This is a genomic window from Nonomuraea sp. NPDC049637 (assembly GCF_040675235.1).
In the GTDB taxonomy this organism is placed as follows: domain Bacteria; phylum Actinomycetota; class Actinomycetes; order Streptosporangiales; family Streptosporangiaceae; genus Nonomuraea.
Map to the genome: position 1 here is coordinate 121,849 of NZ_JBFAOM010000015.1, position 13,805 is coordinate 135,653.

Below are 13,805 nucleotides of genomic sequence, written 5' to 3' on the forward strand. Positions count from 1 at the left end.
GCTAGATCCGGCGCAGGGCCGGCAGGAGCTCCTTCTCCGCCCAGTCGAAGAACGGCTCCTGCTGGTCGTGCCCGATCTGCACGAGCGCCACGTGCGTGTATCCGGCGTCGGCGAACTTCTTGACGCCCTGCACGACCGCGTCCACGTCGTCGCCGCAGGGCACGCTCTCGGCGACGTCCTCGGGGCGTACCGAGCCGGCCGCGGCGGCGAAGTTCACCGGGCCGGGCAGCTCGGCCATGACCTTCCAGCCGCCGACGCCCGACCAGCGCCACAGCCGGTGGGCCCGCTCCTTGGCGGCCTCGGGGTCGGTGTCGTAGGCGATGGGGAGCTGGCCGTAGACCGGCTTGCCCTGGCCGCCCGCGGCGTGGAACTGCTGCACCACCTCGGGCATCGGGTCGTTGATGACCAGCACGTCGCCCAGCTCCGCGGCGATCTCGGCCGACCGGCCGCCGGAGGCGGCGATGCCGATCGGCACCTGCTCGTCGGGCAGGTCGTAGAGCTTGGCGGAGTCGACGTCGAAGAACTCGCCCTGGTAGGTGACGTACTCGCCGCTGAACAGTTCCTTGATGATCTGCACGGCTTCGGCGAACATCCGGTGCCTGGTGTCCACCGGCGGCCAGCCCTCGCCGACGACGTGCTCGTTGAGGTTCTCGCCGGCGCCCAGGCCCAGGGTGAACCTGCCCTCGCTCAGCACCCCCATCGTGGCCGCCTTCTGCGCCACCACGGCCGGGTGGTAGCGCATGATGGGGCAGGTCACGTACGTCATGAGCGGCAGCCGCTCGGTCACCTGCGCCGCCGCGCCCAGCACCGACCAGCAGTACGACGAGTGGCCCATCTCCTCGATCCACGGGAAGTAGTGGTCGGAGATGACCGCGTAGTCGAAGCCGACGCGCTCGGCGGTGGCGGCGTAGTCCACCAGTTCGCGGGCCGGGGTCTGCTCGGACATCAAGGTGTAGCCGATTTGTACCATGTGGTCGGGCTACCCAGCTTTGTCCGGATTAGGGTCGGGCATCCGGAGATCAATCGTCACTGCGGAGCTCCTCGATCACCAGCCCGAGGCCGATGGCCAGCAGCCAGAGGTCCTTGGACAGGCCGATGCCCTGCTGGGTCGGGCGCAGGCTGCCCTCCTCGCGCATGCCCGGCGTCCTGAGGTAGAGCCCGAGCAGGCCGGCCGCGAACGCGGTCAGCCCCGCGCCGGCCAGCAACGACGGCACGAACGGCAGGGCGAGCGCGGCCCCGAGGGCGAGCTCGCCCTTCGACAGCAGCCGGGTGAAGGCCACCGGGTCCTGGCCGCGCAGGAACGGGTACGTGCCCGCGGCCATGCCGTGCAGGCCGGCCGCCGTCTGCTCGTCGGCCTTGGTCTTGCCGAACCCGGAGTTGAGGATGATGGCGGCGGCGGCCAGGCGGCCCGGGAGCTGGTGCGGTCGGACGAAAAATCGCATGATTCCTCACAGTGTGTGATTTGTAGCGATTGGCTCCTTCCCTGCCGTTCCCCGCACATCCGGGGCATCGGGCGGTCTTGGCTGTTCGCGGACGGTGGCGCCGTGCTCTGAGAGAAAATCTTTAGCTGGTTTGGTGTCTCGCATTAGTGTCTAGCTGTGACATATGGCGCATACCTGAGATATCCACATCTGTCCGGTGACCTGGTCACCTTCGTCGCCGACGACGATGTCTGGCTCGCCCCCGTCGCCGGCGGCCGGGCCTGGCGCTTCACCGCCGACCGCGTGCCGGTCTCCGCCCCGCGGTTCTCGCCCGACGGCTCGCGCATCGCGTGGACCAGCGGCAAGGAAGGCGCCCCCGAGGTGTTCGCGGCCGAGCTGGACGGCGCCGAAGGCACCCGGCTGACGCACTGGGGCAACGCCATGACCGGCGTCCGCGGCTGGACCGGCGACGGAGCCGTGCTCGCGGTCAGCTCCACCGGGGAGGCGTCCCGTACCCGGCTGTGGGCGTACGCCGTCCCGCTCGACGGGGGGCCGGCGGAGCGGCTGCCGTACGGGTGGGTCAGCGAGGCGGCCGTCAGCGGCGCGAAGGTGGCCACGGTGTCGCCGGTCTGGCGCGAGCCGTCCCAGTGGAAGCGCTACCGGGGCGGCACGGCGGCCAAGATCTGGGTCGACGCCGACGGCGACGGGGAGTTCGTCCGGCTGTTCGCCGACAGCCCCGCCCAGTACTGGGCGGTGAGCTGGGTCGGCGACCGGATCGTCTACCTGTCCGACGCGGACGGCGTGGGAAACCTCTACTCGGCCCTTCCCGACGGGTCCGACGTGCGCCGGCACACCAACCACGACGAGTTCTACGCCCGTCACGCCACGAGCGACGGTGAGCGGGTGATCTACAGCCACGCGGGGGACCTGTGGCTGCTGGAGAGCCTGGACGCCGAGCCGTACAAGCTGGAGGTCAAGCTCGGCGGCCCGCGGCCGGGACGGGCGCGCCGGCCCGCGCCCACGCGCGTCGGCGCCTTCTCCCCGGACCCGACCGGGCGGGCCAGCGCCGTCGAGATCCGCGGCACCGCGCACTGGGTGACCCACCGCGACGGGCCCGCGGGCGCGCTCCGGGTGGAACCCGGCGTGCGGGTGCGCCTGCCGCGCGCCCTCGGCGCCGACGGCCGGGCCGTGTGGGTCTCCGACGCCGGCGGCGAGGACGGCCTGGAGATCGGCACCCCCGGCGGCGAGATCAGGAGCCTGGCCGGCGGGCAGCTCGGCCGGGTGCTCGAACTGACCGCCGCGCCCGACGGCAAGCACGCCGCCGTGGCCACGCACGACGGGCGGCTGCTCGTCGTGGACCTGGAGTCGGGCGACCTGCGGGAGCTCGACCGCACCACGCAGGGCGACATCAGCGGGGTCACCTTCTCGCCGGACTCCGGCTGGCTGGCCTGGGTGCACCCCGACCACGAGCCGCTGTCGCAGATCAAGATGGGCCGCGTGGACGGCACGTCGGTGATCGACGTGACGCCGCTGCGCTTCTCCGACTACGACCCGGTGTTCACCAAGGACGGCAAGCACCTGGCCTTCCTGTCGGTGCGCACGTTCGACCCGGTGTACGACGCGCACGTGTTCGACCTGTCGTTCCCGGCGGGCTGCCGGCCGTACATCGTGCCGCTGCAGGCCGCCACGCCGTCGCCGTTCGACCCCTCGTTGCAGGGACGGGGGTTCAACGGGGAGGACGACAAGCCCGGCAAGGACGACAAGAAGGACGACGCGCCGCCGCGTACCGAGGTGGACCCCGAGGCGCTGGCCTCCCGCGTGGTCCCCGTCCCCGTGCCGGCGGGCCGCTACGGCAACCTCAGGACCGCCAAGGACGCGCTGCTCTGGCTCCGCCACCCCCTGACGGGCCAGCTCGGCGACGGCACCGAGCCGGTGAACGAGACCGTGCTCGAACGCTACGACCTCAAGAAGCGCGCCAAGGCCGAACTCGGCAAGGATGTGCGGGCCTTCGAGGTCAGCGGCGACGGCACCAGGCTCGTCACCAACGGCAAGAACGGCCTCCAGACGCGGGCGGCCGGCGAGGGCGACGAGGTCGTCACGATCGACCTCGACCGGATCGCCGTCCAGATCGACCCGGTCGCCGAATGGCTCCAGGGCTACCGCGAGGCCGGACGGCTCATGCGCGACCACTTCTGGCGCGAGGACATGGGCGGCGTCGACTGGCAGGCCACGCTCGACCGGTACGAGCCGCTGGTCGGCCGCCTCGGCTGCCACTCCGAGCTGATCGACCTGCTGTGGGAGGTGCAGGGCGAACTCGGCACCTCGCACGCCTACGCCAGGGGCCACGACGGCGTCAGCGACCCGCGCCGCCGCCAGGGCCTGCTCGGCGCCGACCTGGCCAAGGAGGAGGACGGGACCTGGCGGGTCCAGCGCATTCTGCCGGGCGAGACCTCCGACCACGCGGCCCGCTCGCCGCTGCTCGCGCCCGGCGTCGCGATCCGTCCCGGCGACGCGATCGTGGCGGTGGGCGGACAGCCGGTCGATCCGGTACGCGGTCCGCTCGCGCTGCTGTCCGGCACCGCCGACCAGCCCGTGGAGCTCACCGTGCGGCCCGCGGCCGGCGGCTCGCCGCGCCGGGTCGTCGTCACCCCGCTCGCCGACGACAGCCAGCTGCGCTACCACGACTGGGTGGAGAGCCGGCGGGCCTTCGTCCGCGAGGCGTCCGGTGGGCGGCTCGGTTACCTGCACGTCCCGGACATGGTGGCCTCGGGGTGGGCGCAGTTCCACCGCGACCTGCGTACCGAGATGGCCTTCGACGGGCTGGTCGTGGACGTGCGCGAGAACGGCGGCGGGCACCTGTCCGAGCTGGTGCTGGAGAAGTTGTCGCGCAAGGTGACCGGCTGGGCGCGGGCCCGCGGCTACGAGCCCATGCGCTACCCCGAGGACTCGCCCCGCGGGCCCATCGTGGCCGTCGCCGACGAGTTCGCCGGGTCCGACGGCGACATCGTCAGCGCCGGGATCAAGAACCGCGCCCTCGGCCCGCTGGTCGGCACCAGGACCTGGGGCGGCGTCATCGGCATCGACTCGCGCTACTCCCTGGTGGACGGGACCGTGGTGACCCAGCCGCGGTACGCGTTCTGGCTGGAGGGGCCGGGCTGGGGCGTGGAGAACCACGGCGTCGATCCCGACGTCGAGGTCGTGATCACGCCGCAGGACCGGGTGGCGGGCCGCGACCCGCAGCTGGCCAAGGCGGTCGAGCTGGCGCTCGCCGCGTTGGAGGAGCGCCCGGCGGCGACCGCGCCGGACCTGCCGCCGCTGAGCTGACCGTCCTGAGGGGCGGCCCGTCGGGGCCGCCCCTCAGCTCGGCACCAGCTGCCCCTCAGCTCGGCACCGGCTCCGGCCGCCCTCAGCTCAGTCGGGTGAGAATCTCCGAGAGCGGCGGTTGCGTCGCCACTCAGCTCAGTCGGGTGAGAATCTCCGAGAGCACAGGTTCCGTCGTCGCGAAGTTCAGCCGTACGTAGTCCGCGCCGCCCGGGCCGAACGCGGCGCCGTCGTTGAGCTGGACCTTGGCCTCCCGCTCGATGACCTCGGCCATGCCCGGCTGCCCGGTGTGCAGCCACGCCAGGTAGGTGGCCTGGGGCATCCGGTACCCGAACCGGTCCGGCAGCCGCTCGGCGAGCAGCCGGCGGTTGTGGTCGAGCAGCGCCCGGGTCCGGTCCAGCCAGGCGTCGCCGTGCCGCCAGGCCGCGACCGTGGCCTCCACCCCGAACAGGTGCGTCGACCCGAAGAGGAACGGCGGCTGCGCCGCCAGGGCCGCGCGCACCCCGGCGTGCCCGATGTGGGCGACCGAGCAGCGGATGCCGCCCAGGTTGAACGCCTTGGTGGCCGAGGTGAGGGTGACCGTGCGCTCGGGGAGGATCGTGGCGAAGGGGATGTGCCGGTGGGGCGCGTAGGTGAGGTCGGCGTGGATCTCGTCGGCCAGCACCAGCAGGTCGTGGCGCTCGGCGTGCTCGGCCAGCCCTTCCAGCTCGGCGCGGGTGAACACGCGGCCCGTCGGGTTGTGCGGGTTGACCAGCAGCAGCACCCGGCAGCCGGACAGGTCGGGCACCTCGAACCGCCAGGCGTCGCCATCCGGTTCGAGCTGGATGGGGACGAGCGGACGTTCCATCACGTCGAGGGTCGTCAGGAACGGGTGGTAGGCGGGGGTGTGCAGCGCGACGCCGTCCCCTGGCTTGGTCCAGAGGTGCAGCAGCACCTGGAGGGCCTGGTTGATGTCGCTGAAGGTGTGGACGTGCGAGGGGTCGGCCGTCCAGCCGTGGCGGACGGCCATGCGCTCGGCGAACGCCTCGGCCAGGGGGCCGGCCTGCGGCTTGTCCAGCCAGGTCGGGTAGCCGAGGTCGCCGGCGGCGCGGCGGGTCAGGGCCTCGACCACCTCGGGGGCGGTGGCCAGGTCCATGTCGGCGATCCAGGCGGGGATGACACCGGGGGCGGTGATTGCCCATTTGAGACCGTCATGCGTCTCTTTGAGGTCCTTCAACTCTTTGGAGGCGGGGGTCTCTTTTGGGGCATTCGTGTCGGTCACGGGCACAGTCTAGGAGTTTGCGGTGTGGCGGAAGGGGGCCTGGTGCAGGTGCCTGCCGATGGGGGCGGCTGCATGGCCGGCGTGTCGAACCGGGGAGCGGACGTCCGGGTCGGGGTGGTGTGCGGGGCCGGCCGCGTTGTGTTCTGGGGCCAGAAGGAACGTCCCGGGAGAAAGGTGTCCGGGGCCCGAAGGAACGCCCCGGGAGAAAGGTGAGCGGGCGACGACGACGCCGCCCTCCACGCGAGGCCCGGATGGAAGAGCCTCAGCGTTGGAGGGCGGCGTTCGGTGCGTGCGACTTGCGAGGAATCGCCACATGGCGCCGACGACCACAGCCCCCGTGCGAGGGAGGCCGGATCGCAGGAAATCGAACGGCGGCCGCAGGAAAGGGCGCCGGCCGGAGGTTCAGAGGCGGCGGAGGACGGCCACCACCTTGCCCAGAACACTGGCCTCGTCACCGGGGATGGGCTCGTAGTTCGGGTTGTGCGGCACCAGCCACACGTGCCCGTCCTTGCGCTTGAACGTCTTGACCGTGGCCTCGCCCTCGATCATGGCGGCCACGATGTCACCGCTCTCGGCGACCGGCTGCTGGCGGACGACCACCCAGTCGCCGTCGGCGATGGCGGCCTCGATCATCGAGTCACCGGCGACCTGGAGCAGGAAAAGCGTGCCCTCGCCGACGAGCTGCTTGGGAAGGGCGAAGACGTCCTCCACGCTTTCCTCGGCCAGGATCGGACCACCGGCGGCGATGCGGCCCACCAGCGGGACGTAGGCGGCGGTCGGCCGGCTCACCGGAGCCTCGTCGTCGGTGGCGTCGGGGTCGACCCACAGCACGGGCTCGCCGGGCAGGCGCACCTCAAGGGCGCGCGGCCGGTGCGGATCGCGCCGCAGGTATCCCTTGCGCTGCAGGGCGGTCAACTGGTGCGACACGCTGGACGTGCTCGTCAGCTGCACGGCCTCGCCGATCTCGCGCATCGAGGGCGGGTAGCCGCGCTGCTGCACCGAATCGCGGATCACTTCGAGGATCTTGCGCTGCCTGGGCGTCAGGCCCAGGGAGTCGCGTCGGCGCACCGCGAGGTCTGTGACCCCGTTAGCGTCTTCCCGCTCGCTCATGCTCTTCCTCCTCGCCTGGCGGCGGCCCGCCTCACTGGCGAACCTCCCGGTCCGTGGTCTTGATGTCGCACACAGCGACCGTATCGCTGTTGAAGATCATCTTCAAACAATTGTTCGAGTCTTCCTCGAAATTGTCGCCAGCGTGGTGTACAACATCGTACGGGAGTTCGATCGACACCGTGTTCGATTTGCTGATCTTATTTTGGCCGTTTCCTCGGGCCAGACGGCGGGAGGTCAATCGTGCGAACGACCCCGAGCACCGACACGACCAGCGAAGACGCCAACCGGCTCACCCTCATCGCCGACGCCACCCGGGGCGGTGGCCGACGGGGAGACGACCCGCAAACCGGCTCCGGCCACCGTGAAAATCCGGGAAAACGACCGGCTTCCGATTCGAACACCCGGCGGCGTCGCGCCAGTGGCTCCGGGAAGGTCGCTCAAGGCTCGGACCGTCCCCGACTGTGGCTGGTCCCCTCCCCGCGTCCCGACGCGGACACGGATGCCGACCGGCCGCTGCCTCGGGAGGTCGGTGGGCGGTCGCTCGCCGACGACACGCTGACCGGTCGCCGCCGTCCTGAAGGTACGCAGGGCGCGCCCGACACGGACGTGACCAAACCCCGCGCCCGCCCGCCCGAGCCCGGCACCCGGCGCCGACGGCCACCCGAAGCGGCCGGACGACGTCCGGAGGGAGAGGCGGAGGGGCGGGGACGCCGACGTCAGGCGGAGGGGGCGGGTAGGCGCGACGAGGCGGTGACGTCGGGACGCTGGGGGCTGGTGGCATCGGGCAGGCGAGGTCAGGCAGGCCGCGCGGGGCGGCCGGCGGGCCGGAACGCAGGGATCCTGCGGGAAGGGGAGCGGGAGCGCCAGGCGGAGGCCCGAGCGGACCGTCCCTGGGAACGGCGGCGTCCAGGGGAGGCCACGGGCCGCCCGGAGACGCGAAGGCGGCCCTCAGGCGACGCGACCGAGCAGCCCGAAACGCGGGCGCGCCGCCGGAAGAAGGGCGAGCGGCTGGGGGAGCAGGGGCGCCGCTCGGGACGGATGGGCGAGCAAGGGGGGCGCTCAGAGCAGTCGGCCGAGCGGTCCGACAGGCAGGGGCGGCGCTCGGGACGGACGGCGGATCGGTTCATGGCACGGGCGCGGCGCTCTGGGGAGGGCGCGGGCCGGGATCGGGGGGAAGTGGTGAGCGGGCCGGGGGGCGCGCGGCGCCGGGGGGCGCGGAGGAACGGGGGTTCTGGTGACGGTGAGGCTCGCGGGGGGCGGGAGATGTTGGGACGTGTTGTGGGGGCGGAAAGTGCTCCGATCGGTGACGGTGCCGTGTTTGTGCGGAATCGTCGTGCGTTGCGGCGGCGGGGGCGCGGTACCGGAGTGGTTTCTGCGGGTGCCGGCGTCAGGGCTCCGGCTCCTCCGGTGCGGCTGACCCGGCGGGGGCGGACCGTGCTGCTGGTGGTGGTGATGGTGTTGCTGTCCCTGGGCGGGTTCTGGCTCGGGACGCGGGCGGCTGGGCATGCCGCTGTGGGCGCCGGAGTGCCCGGCGATTCCGCGGTGGGCATCAGGGCGGTTGGCCGTGCGGCCGTGGGTGCCGGGCTGCCCGGCCGGGCGGGGTTGCTGGGGGCGGAGGTCGTCTGAGGGCACGCTCTGGGGGGATCGGGGACGCTGAGCTCAGGGGGTAGAGCCTCAGGGGGTAAAGCCTCAGGGGGCGGGCCCGAAGGCATGCCGTGGGATGGGGCCAGACCGATGGGTCCAAGGTGTGCCTGGGGATGGAGGCCAGGCTTATGGCCCCCAGGCGTGCCAGGGCCCCGGGCCTCCGTAAGCCGGGACCCGCGGCTGCGCGTCCCTGGAGGAGCGCCGGATGGGGGACGTGCCGGCCATCGCCGCCGCTCAGTCACCCAGGACGGATGACCGCGTCCTGCTGACGTTCTCCGAGATCCGGTGGATACCGGCCGCGCTGGACCCGCACGATCATGGACGTCGTGCGGATTGTCAGACTGGCGGGGTTGCCATCAGGCAACCGTCCGGCACTGCCACTACCAGCGCAGATCCCAAGCGCGATCGCGATGCGTCAGTGGAGTGCGCTGGCCGGTGGTTCGCTCAACAGGCACTCCACAGGTTCTCAACATCGGCCTGGCTACCTTCGCGGTGTCCAGTACGACGAGCACCAAGGAGAACTCGATGCGAACGTTCAACACGATGGTCGTCGGTGCGGCGGTGGCCGCCGCGGCTCTGACCGCGGGCGCCCCCGCGCAGGCCTCCGTCCAGACCGGCGCCCAGACCTCCCTGACCGCCGTCACCACGGCCGCGGCGGCGGCCGGCTCGACGACGATGTCCTGCCGTGAGGTGCGTGTGTACCGTCCGGAGATGCGCAAGGGCCACGTGGCCGCGACCGGCTGGGCGATCGGCTGCTCCAGCAACCAGCGCGTCAAGATCATGCTTCAGCGCAAGCGCTGGTGGGGCTGGCAGAACATCTCCAGCGCCTCCTGGTACGGGGCCGGCAAGAGGACGTTGTACAAGGGCTGCAAGCGGGGGGACACCTTCACCTACCGCCTGCAGGGCCAGGTCAGCTACTACGCAGGCAGCAAGTACGTCGTCCACAACGGCTGGAGCCCCACGATGCGCGCGAAGTGCCCGTGACGTGCTTCGTCCGCCACTTCGTGGGGTGACCATCCGGTACTCCGGTGACGCTTGGCGATCTTGAGTCGTCGGGGGCGCATGGAGACGGCCACCGCGTGATCATTCGGAGTCCGTGGAGACAACCGAAGATCGTGCGGTGGCCGCGAGCCACAGCGTTGACCCTGGCGGCTGGATGGTCATCTCCAACGAGCCGCCCTTCCGTCCCTGTGGGGGTGGGGCATATGTGAGCAAGTGGGGCCGGGGGAGGCGGGGCGGGAGAGGGGAAGGGCTGGGGGCCAGCGGAGAAGGTGGGGTGGGTTCCGAGGTGGTTTGTGGGGGTAGGGGAGGGGGCTTCGGGGGTGGTGGGAGGTGGGGGGAGGCTGTGGGCTCCGGTACCTTTGTGGGGCCTGTTTGGGCTGGTCGCCGTCGGGTGCGAGGGGGCCGGTCGGGTGAGGGGCGCGAGCGGCCGGCAGCGGCGACACGCCCGGGGCCCGTGTGACTGAGGGGCTGATCAGCGACTTCGGCTCAACGGTGTTGCTCAACTTGCGTTCATGGTCGCGCGCTTCTACGGTTGGACCACAACATCTAGTAGTTACACCGATGTCGGTTCACCACACCTTGTGTTTCCGTGACCGCACCATGGCATGCCGTGAGGCGTGCGCGAGCGTACCGCGGCGAGGGTTTTACGCGTGTGGTGGGCCGGGCGGGTCGAGGAGGCGAAGCCGTGCACTGTCCGTTCTGTCGCCACCCTGACACCAGGGTCATCGACAGCCGGTCCACGGACGACGGCGCGGCCATCAGGCGCCGCCGCACCTGTCCCGAGTGCGGGCGCAGGTTCACCACGCAGGAGACCGTCCTGCTGATGGTGAGCAAGCGTAGCGGGGTGACGGAGCCGTTCTCGCGGGACAAGGTCGTCGCGGGCGTGCGGCGGGCCTGTCAGGGCAGGCCGGTCAGTGAGGACTCGCTGGCGCAGCTCGGGCAGCGGGTGGAAGAGGCCATCCGGGCCAAGGGCGCGGCCGAGCTGCCGTCGAACGAGGTGGGCCTGGCGATCCTCGGCCCGCTCCGGGAGCTGGACGAGGTGGCCTACCTGCGATTCGCATCGGTTTATCGCGGTTTCGAGAGCCTGGCGGACTTCGAGGCCGAGATCTCACAGTTGAAGGCGGAGAAGGGGGAGTCATGACGGACACGGCCAGCGGTTCAGTGGCGCGCGGGGGTAAGCGGCCGCGTAAGGGGCTGAGGATGAAGCGGATCTTCACGAAGCCCGGCGTGCACCCGTATGACGAGGTCCAGTGGGAGCGCCGTGACGTCGTGATGACGAACTGGCGCGACGGCTCGATCAACTTCGAGCAGCGGGGTGTCGAGTTCCCCGAGTTCTGGTCGGTGAACGCGGCCAACATCGTGACGACCAAGTACTTCCGCGGCGCAGTGGGCACGCCGCAGCGCGAGTGGAGCCTGAAGCAGCTCGTCGACCGGGTGGTCGGCGTCTACACCCGCACGGGCGTCGAGCACGGCTACTTCGCCAGCGACGAGGACGCCGAGATCTTCGACCACGAGCTCAAGCACGCCCTGGTCCACCAGGTCTTCGCGTTCAACTCGCCGGTCTGGTTCAACGTGGGCACCGCCTCGCCGCAGCAGGTCAGCGCCTGTTTCATCCTCTCCGTGGACGACCAGATGGAGTCGATCCTGGAGTGGTACAAGGAAGAGGGCGTGATCTTCAAGGGCGGTTCCGGGTCGGGCGTCAACCTGTCCCGCATCCGTTCGTCCAAGGAACTGCTCTCCAGCGGCGGCACGGCCAGCGGGCCGGTCAGCTTCATGCGCGGCGCGGACGCCTCCGCGGGCACGATCAAGTCGGGCGGCGCGACGCGCCGGGCGGCCAAGATGGTCGTGCTCGACGTCGACCACCCCGACATCGAGGAGTTCATCGAGACCAAGGCGCGTGAGGAGGACAAGGTCCGGGCCCTGCGTGACGCCGGTTTCGACATGGACCTGGGCGGCAAGGACATCGTCTCCGTCCAGTACCAGAACGCCAACAACTCGGTGCGCGTCTCCGACGAGTTCATGCGCGCGGTGGAGAAGGGCGACCAGTTCGGCCTTCGTGCCCGCCTGACCGGCGAGGTCATCGAGAAGGTCGACGCCAAGGACCTGTTCCGCAAGATGGCCAAGGCCGCCTGGGAGTGCGCCGACCCGGGCGTCCAGTACGACGACACGATCAACGACTGGCACACCACGCCGGAGACCGGCCGGATCACCGCCAGCAACCCGTGCTCGGAGTACGTGCACCTGGACAACTCCTCGTGCAACCTGGCCAGCATCAACCTGCTGAAGTTCCTGAAGGACGACAACACCTTCAACGTCGCCGACTTCGTCAAGCTGACCGAGCTGATCATCACCGCGATGGACATCTCGATCACCTTCGCCGACTTCCCGACCGAGAAGATCGGCGAGACCACGCGGGCCTACCGCCAGCTCGGCATCGGCTACGCCAACCTGGGCGCGCTGCTCATGGCCACGGGCCACGCCTACGACTCCGACGGCGGCCGCGCGGTGGCCGGGGCGATCACGTCGCTGATGACCGGGGTGTCCTACCGGCGCAGCGCCGAGCTGGCCGGGGTGGTGGGCGCGTACGACGGTTACGCCCGCAACGCCGAGCCGCACAAGCGGGTCATGCGCAAGCACGCCGCCGCCAACGACAACCTGCGCACGGTCGGCACCATGGACGCGAAGATCCACGCCGAGGCGTCGCGCCAGTGGTCGGAGTGCCTGAAGGTCGGCGAGAAGAACGGCTACCGCAACGCCCAGGCCAGCCTGCTCGCCCCCACCGGCACCATCGGCCTGATGATGGACTGCGACACCACCGGCATCGAGCCCGACCTCGCGCTGGTCAAGTTCAAGAAGCTGGTCGGCGGCGGCTCGATGCAGATCGTCAACCAGACGATCCCGCGGGCGCTCAAGCAGCTCGGCTACCAGCAGGAGCAGATCGAGGCCATCGTCGAGTACATCGGCGAGCACAGCCACGTCGTCGACGCCCCCGGCCTGCGCAAGGAGCACTACGAGGTGTTCGACTGCGCGATGGGCGAGCGGGCCATCGCGCCGATGGGCCACGTGCGGATGATGGCGGCGACCCAGCCGTTCCTGTCCGGCGCGATCTCCAAGACGGTCAACCTGCCGGAATCGGCCACGATCGACGACATCGAGCAGGTCTACCTGGAGGGCTGGAAGCTCGGCCTGAAGGCGCTGGCCGTCTACCGCGACAACTGCAAGGTCGGCCAGCCGCTGTCGGCCGGCAACGGCGCCAAGAAGGACGAGCCGAAGGCCGTCGAGGCCGAGCCCGAGGTCAAGGTCATCGAGGTCAACCGGCCGACCCGGCGGCGCATGCCCAACCAGCGTCCCAGCATGACCACCCGCTTCACCGTGGGCGGCGCCAAGGGCTACATGACCGCTTCGTCCTACCCTGACGACGGGCTCGGCGAGGTCTTCCTCAAGATGTCCAAGCAGGGCTCGACGCTGGCGGGCGTCATGGACGCCTTCTCGGTGGCGATCTCCATCGGCCTCCAGTACGGGGTGCCGCTCGAGACGTACATGAGCAAGTTCGTGAACATGCGGTTCGAGCCGGCGGGCATGACGGACGACCCGGACATCCGGATGGCCACGTCGGTGATGGACTACATCTTCCGCCGCCTGGCCCTCGACCACCTGCCCTACGACGAGCGGGCGGCGCTCGGCATCTTCTCGGCGGCCGAGCGCGCCGCGCAGCAGCGCGGCGAGGACCCGGCGGCGCTGCCTGAGGCGGTCGACCGGGAGGCGCTGGCCCAGTCGGCGCCCATCGAGAAGCCCAAGGACGAGCCGAAGGAGGAGCCGGTCCGGGAGCTGACGCTGGAGAGCCACCAGCGCTTCACCGCCGACGCGCCGCTCTGCATGACCTGCGGCACCAAGATGCGGCCGGCCGGAAGCTGCTACGTGTGCGAGGGCTGCGGCTCGACCAGCGGCTGTAGCTGATCCACGCTGAACTGAGATGAGGGGGCCCGAGAACGGGCCCCCTCATCGGCGTTCCAGGGGGTCAGGCTCGGTCAGGCGTTTCGGGCGGG

At 70.9% G+C, this 13,805-nt stretch carries 9 protein-coding genes; 5 read left to right on the top strand and 4 right to left on the bottom strand.

Translation table 11 applies throughout. The features are described 5' to 3' along the window. Position 1 precedes the first annotated feature (1 nt). The gene (locus AB0J71_RS22170) at positions 2 to 970 is read right to left on the bottom strand and encodes a TIGR03557 family F420-dependent LLM class oxidoreductase (protein ID WP_364415761.1); all 969 of its coding nucleotides are present in this window, start codon (positions 968 to 970) and stop codon (positions 2 to 4) included. 49 nt (positions 971 to 1,019) lie between these two features. Next, positions 1,020 to 1,442: a hypothetical protein gene (locus tag AB0J71_RS22175; protein WP_352325997.1), complete on the bottom strand. Its 423-nt coding sequence runs from the start codon at positions 1,440 to 1,442 to the stop codon at positions 1,020 to 1,022. A 156-nt stretch (positions 1,443 to 1,598) separates the two neighbouring features. On the opposite strand from AB0J71_RS22175, the gene AB0J71_RS22180 reads away from it, so the two are divergent. After that, a complete protein-coding gene (locus tag AB0J71_RS22180; RefSeq protein ID WP_364415764.1) occupies positions 1,599 to 4,745 on the top strand; it encodes a PDZ domain-containing protein in 3,147 nt (1,048 codons plus the stop codon). A 130-nt stretch (positions 4,746 to 4,875) separates the two neighbouring features. Here the strand turns inward: AB0J71_RS22180 and AB0J71_RS22185 are convergent, their stop codons facing one another. Beyond that, complete coding sequence (locus tag AB0J71_RS22185) at positions 4,876 to 6,003, bottom strand: aminotransferase class I/II-fold pyridoxal phosphate-dependent enzyme (RefSeq protein WP_352325994.1); 1,128 nt, start codon at positions 6,001 to 6,003, stop codon at positions 4,876 to 4,878. Positions 6,004 to 6,405: 402 nt separating this feature from the next. Further along, a complete protein-coding gene (gene lexA, locus AB0J71_RS22190; RefSeq protein WP_352325993.1) occupies positions 6,406 to 7,113 on the bottom strand; it encodes a transcriptional repressor LexA in 708 nt (235 codons plus the stop codon). A gap of 1,407 nt (positions 7,114 to 8,520) precedes the next feature. Here lexA and AB0J71_RS22195 point away from each other — a divergent pair. From AB0J71_RS22195 to AB0J71_RS22210, 4 genes are all read left to right on the top strand, one after another. Beyond that, a complete protein-coding gene (locus AB0J71_RS22195) occupies positions 8,521 to 8,739 on the top strand; it encodes a hypothetical protein (protein ID WP_352325992.1) in 219 nt (72 codons plus the stop codon). Between the two features lie 543 nt (positions 8,740 to 9,282). Then, complete coding sequence (locus AB0J71_RS22200) at positions 9,283 to 9,741, top strand: hypothetical protein (protein WP_364415766.1); 459 nt, start codon at positions 9,283 to 9,285, stop codon at positions 9,739 to 9,741. A 703-nt stretch (positions 9,742 to 10,444) separates the two neighbouring features. Then, positions 10,445 to 10,900, top strand: coding sequence for a transcriptional regulator NrdR (gene nrdR, locus AB0J71_RS22205; RefSeq protein ID WP_103955744.1), 456 nt, complete (start codon positions 10,445 to 10,447; stop codon positions 10,898 to 10,900). After that, on the top strand, positions 10,897 to 13,716 hold the full coding sequence (locus AB0J71_RS22210; RefSeq protein WP_352325989.1) for a vitamin B12-dependent ribonucleotide reductase: 2,820 nt from the start codon (positions 10,897 to 10,899) through the stop codon (positions 13,714 to 13,716). The genes nrdR and AB0J71_RS22210 overlap by 4 nt, the downstream gene beginning before the upstream one ends. Positions 13,717 to 13,805 lie beyond the last annotated feature (89 nt).